This is a genomic window from Deinococcus aerolatus (assembly GCF_014647055.1).
In the GTDB taxonomy this organism is placed as follows: Bacteria; Deinococcota; Deinococci; order Deinococcales; family Deinococcaceae; genus Deinococcus; species Deinococcus aerolatus.
This window is the reverse complement of sequence record NZ_BMOL01000049.1, coordinates 1-4,542: the sequence shown is the minus strand read 5'-3', so window position 1 is coordinate 4,542 and position 4,542 is coordinate 1. Positions and strand designations below refer to the sequence as shown.

Sequence of the window (4,542 nt, the reverse complement as noted above, 5' to 3'; positions counted from 1 at the left end):
GCGGCCGCCTGACGGTCAGCTCAGGGCAGGCGGGCAGCACCTTCACGTTGACCCTGCCGGCGGCGCAACTCAGCTGATCCCAGACCGTGCCGGGCGCCAGGACACCAAACCACCGGCATGGTCCACGGGTGGCGGTCTCCGTGTCAGGGTGGCAAAGAAATCCAGGTGCAAAGAATTAAGGACAGGATCATCTGACCCGCTGGCCTCCCGGCGTTCTTTAAATCTATTTAGCCCAGGCTGCCCAGGTACTACCGTCCGACGTGGGCCGTGTGCGTGCCGTACTTGCGATCCCCCGTCTCGTCGATCACGAGCACGGCATCATCAGTGGGCGCCGTATGGCGCCCACCTCGCATTAGCTTGAGGCGGGCTTGATGGAACGCGTCCGGATCCCAGGCACTTTCCGAGAGGAGCCATGGCAGTTGCTGGGCCGCTTTGTGATGACTGCCTGCCTTGCCGGGCTCAGTGTCTGAGATCTTGCAGTTTGCGCCCATGGCTGTAAAACGCTGTCCAGGACAGTTTTAATGCTTGCACTCTCCACTTCGAGCTCGGCAAGACGCACCAAAGCGCAGTAGTGGAGGCGAACTCGCGAGTCGAGTTCGCCTCAATCTGGCTGGCACCGCAAATGGGGAACCCTCACCAGGCCAACTGAAGTTGTATCCTCTGTGATGATGTTGACCCTCCGTACCCCACACCACTTGCAGGGTGTTTCTGCGAAACCCACTTCCCAGTAAAGCCTGCCATGCCGCATCCCGCCCATCCCCGCATCCTGCATGTCATTACCCATCTCGATATGGGTGGGGCAGAGAACGTAGCGATCTCGCTGGCTGAGGAGCTGCATGCCGAATTCAACTTCTCCTTTTTTGCAGTGGGCGGCGTGGCCGACAACCCAGTGGGACAGGAGATGGTCCGACGACTGGAGCGGCTGGAGATGCCGGTCCACAGCGGTACAACCCTGGGCTTCAGGCGCGGCGGGCTGGTGCAGGCAGGGATTCGCCTGAACCGACTGATTTGGAAGATACGCCCTGAGATCGTTCATCTGCACACTGAGATCCCCGAGACGACGTTTGCGGTCGCATCATTGCTGGGCCTGCCTACTGCTACACGGATCGTCCGTACGGTTCATAACTCCGAAATCTGGCCCGCCTGGCAGCGGATAGGGCGTCTAGTTGAACATCACTTGCGCCACGTTGAGGTGGTGGGAGTCTCGAAGGCCTGTCTGGACGGGCTGCGGGAATTTCAGTCGGCCCAACATCTGCCCCTCATTCCTGAAGACCAAGCGTGTGTGGTCTACAACGGCGTTTTGTCTCAGGGAAGTGACCTGCTGAGGCAGGATTCCCGCCCCGCAGGCCGCCCGACCCGGGTGCTTTTCGCAGGTCGTCTGGAACTGCAGAAGGGAGTAGATCTGCTCCCTAACGTACTGACCGCCGCCGCAGCCCTGACCGCTCGTCCGGTAGAGGTCACTATCCTGGGACATGGCTCGCTGGAAAACCTGCTGAGGCAGTGGATTCAGACCCACAGTCTGCCCTGGACCGTTACCCTGGCCGAACCGGTTGCCAATCTGGCCGAGCATATGGGCAATTACGACGTGATGCTAGTGCCCTCCCGTTTTGAGGGGTTGTGTCTGGTGGCCATCGAAGCGCTGATGGCAGGCATACCTGTGGTCGCTACGAGCGTCCGGGGTCTGAATGAGATCTTCCCCCCTGGTTATCCGCTGCTGTGTGATCTGGAAGACGTGTCCTGCCTGGCACGCGTACTGGCGGGCACCATAGAAAACCTCGATCATTACGTCGGTGTCGTGGCGCAGGAGCGGGCGGGCGTCGTGGAGCGCTTCAATCTTGATGGCATGGCGCGGGGGTATCGTCACCGCTACCGCTCCCTCCTGCAACCCGCCCGGTACGAAGGCTAAGTCATGAGAGTATTGGTAGTCCACAATTTCTATCAACAGGCGGGCGGTGAAGACACGGTGTTCCGGGCGGAGACGTCGCTGCTTCGTCGCCACGGCCATGATGTGCGGACCTTTACAGTTAGCAATGATGTCATCGGCCAGACTCTCCGTCTCAAAGCTGCAGCCCATACCCTCTGGAATGCTCAGGTGGCCCGCAAGATTAAGGCGATGGTCCATGAATACGGCTCTGAAATCGTACATTTCCACAATACGTTTCCACTGCTGTCACCCGCCGTATACAGCGGCGCACACGCGGGTGGGGCCGCCGTGGTGCAGACCCTGCATAACTTCCGCCTACTGTGTGCCAATGGCCTATTCTTCCGAGATGGCCACGTCTGCGAGGATTGTCTGGGCAAGCTGCCCCTAAGTGCTGTGCGCCATAGCTGTTACCGGGACAGCCTCAGTGCGTCGGCGGTGGTGGCGGCCATGCAGACGGTGCACCGGGCGGCGGGCACGTACCACACGGGCGTGGACCGCTATATTGCACTAACCGAGTTTGCTCGTGAAAAATTCATCGCGGGCGGACTGCCGGCTGAGCGCATCGCGATCAAGCCTAACTTTCTGGAAGATAGCCCCGGAGCCGGTGCGGGAGATGGTGGCTACGTCCTCTTCGTAGGACGATTGTCGGCAGAAAAGGGCATAGAGACGCTGTTGCGTGCTTGGACAGAGCTGGGAACGACCATTCCACTTTGTATTCTTGGCGACGGCCCACTGGCCCCACAGGTTGCCGAAGCTGCCCACAGCTTGCCCGGCGTGAGCTGGTTGGGGCAGCTTGATCGCGCAGACGTGCTGAAACTAATGCAGGGAGCCGCGTTCCTGATACTACCTTCAGAGTGGTATGAGGGCTTTCCTATGACTCTGATTGAGGCCTGGGGAGTAGGTCTGCCGGTGCTAGGAAGCCGTCTGGGAGCGCTGGGTGCATTGATCGAACCGGGGCATACTGGGCTGTTATTCCAGCCTGGAGACGCAAACAGTCTAGTGGATCGAGCCCGCTGGCTATGGGACCACCCGCATGAACGTCAGAAGATGCGGAATCAGGTTTACCAGGCCTTTCAAGCGTCCTACACTCCAGAGCAAAATCACGAGCAATTAATTGCCGTTTACACGGCAGCGTTGGAATACTTTAACTCGAGCCAATCTCGCCGAAGAGTCTAATGGTAGTCCATTGACTGCTCAGAAGCGTACGCTGGGATATGACCCAGGATTGTGTGATGCCAGAGCTGACCTGAACCCGGAGAACCTGTCCACATGAGAATGGAGCCTCTGGCATTCAGGTAGCTGACAACTTCGGTTTCCGGTTGTCCCAGTGCGGGGAAAGGGCGTATCAAGACACGTAGTATCTCGCCGAGTCTCTCGGGGACCCACCGCAGCACATGGCGCAGTTCTTCCGAGCTGTAGCGCACGAGGCTCATGGCCTTGCGGCCATGGGCCAGCACCCGGATCGGTTTGGTTTCATGCCGCCAGACGCCCACCCGCAGGCAGGCCAACCAGGCCAGGGTCACCAGACCGAACAGCCGCTCCAACCGTGTGGGGTCCGTGACTCCGGTCCGCTCCAAATCGAAGCCCCGCGACTTTTGCGAGCCAAACGTGGACTCGATGGTCCAGCGAAGCTTGTACAGCTGCCACGTTTCCCACACGTGAAAATCCGTTGCGATGATCACCAGGTCACCCGCGGGTGACCTGGTGGCCACCACCCGCATAAGTTCACCAAAAACCTCGGTCCGCTCCGCAATCATCCGGAACTGACCGGGTTGTAGCTCCCGGAACCACTCGCCCGCTGATAGTTCGTCTAGGACGGTGTCTTTTCGAATCCGAATGGCCCGGCGAATCCCTTTCCGGCGCAGAAAGCGGAACCACTCGGCCCCGATGAACTCCCGGTCCGCCACCAGGCCCTTCCAGCGTCGCGCTGGAAGGGCCTCCAGCAGTCGCAAAACCAGCCATATGCGTGCCCTGGTGTCGCTGTTGCCCGTATGGTCCAGCGCCACCCAGACGAGCGGAATCGTAAAGCCGTGGACCACCGCACCCAGCACCAACAGGTTGAGCGGTGAATCCCCGTGTTCCCAAGTTGTGCGGTCCACGCTCATCAGGATCTTGCCCGGAGGGAGGTGGACCAGCAACAGGGCTAGAAAGACCTGAGCCGTGAGCTGCGTATCGTGGACGGCGCGTTCCACGCGCCGTTTCTTGGCTTCAGGAGAACTGGTGCTAGGAAGTTGTGGACCCAGGTCTCGGTGGTTGACACTCTGGGCTCTGTACCGGACATCTTCAGGCTAGAGCTGTGCTGGACGGAACATTCCTAAACGTGTGCCTGGTTGCGAACCGGCACGACAATCGGCGGTGTTTTGGGTGTGTGACGACTCCAAAACCCGCCGATCTTCAGCGTACCGAACTGACCCGCCACTTCAAAGCTTGCGTGCCTTTCCTCCGCCACGACACGCTGCAGCGTGTCGTCGATCTCATCTTCGCCATGGTCACGGCCCGAAGCGTAAATCAGAGTGACCTGTGCACCCACCTGCCCGGAGCGAGTTCGATCGGGGCGAAGAAACGCCGGGTGGAGCGGGGCTGCCGGGATCCTCAGCTCACAGAGCCGGTCTTCCTCG

3 protein-coding genes and 2 pseudogenes are annotated in these 4,542 nt (G+C 60.0%); 2 read left to right on the top strand and 3 right to left on the bottom strand.

Annotation, left to right across the window (positions count from 1 at the left end):
* Positions 1–251 precede the first annotated feature (251 nt).
* A pseudogene (locus IEY31_RS19180) lies at positions 252–473 on the bottom strand (IS701 family transposase); the annotation flags it as partial.
* A gap of 266 nt (positions 474–739) precedes the next feature.
* Between IEY31_RS19180 and IEY31_RS18360 the strand changes: the two are divergent.
* Together IEY31_RS18360 and IEY31_RS18355 are read left to right on the top strand one after the other, a co-directional pair.
* Complete coding sequence (locus IEY31_RS18360) at positions 740–1,906, top strand: glycosyltransferase (RefSeq protein WP_188974400.1); 1,167 nt, start codon at positions 740–742, stop codon at positions 1,904–1,906.
* Positions 1,907–1,909: 3 nt separating this feature from the next.
* Positions 1,910–3,100, top strand: coding sequence for a glycosyltransferase family 4 protein (locus tag IEY31_RS18355; RefSeq protein WP_188974399.1), 1,191 nt, complete (start codon positions 1,910–1,912; stop codon positions 3,098–3,100).
* 119 nt (positions 3,101–3,219) lie between these two features.
* On the opposite strand, the pseudogene IEY31_RS18350 reads toward IEY31_RS18355, so the two are convergent.
* Together IEY31_RS18350 and IEY31_RS18860 are read right to left on the bottom strand one after the other, a co-directional pair.
* Positions 3,220–4,167, bottom strand: a pseudogene (locus tag IEY31_RS18350) (IS4 family transposase); the annotation flags it as partial.
* A gap of 71 nt (positions 4,168–4,238) precedes the next feature.
* A partial coding sequence (locus tag IEY31_RS18860; protein WP_229723773.1) for a hypothetical protein occupies positions 4,239–4,542 on the bottom strand: 304 nt, incomplete at its 5' end.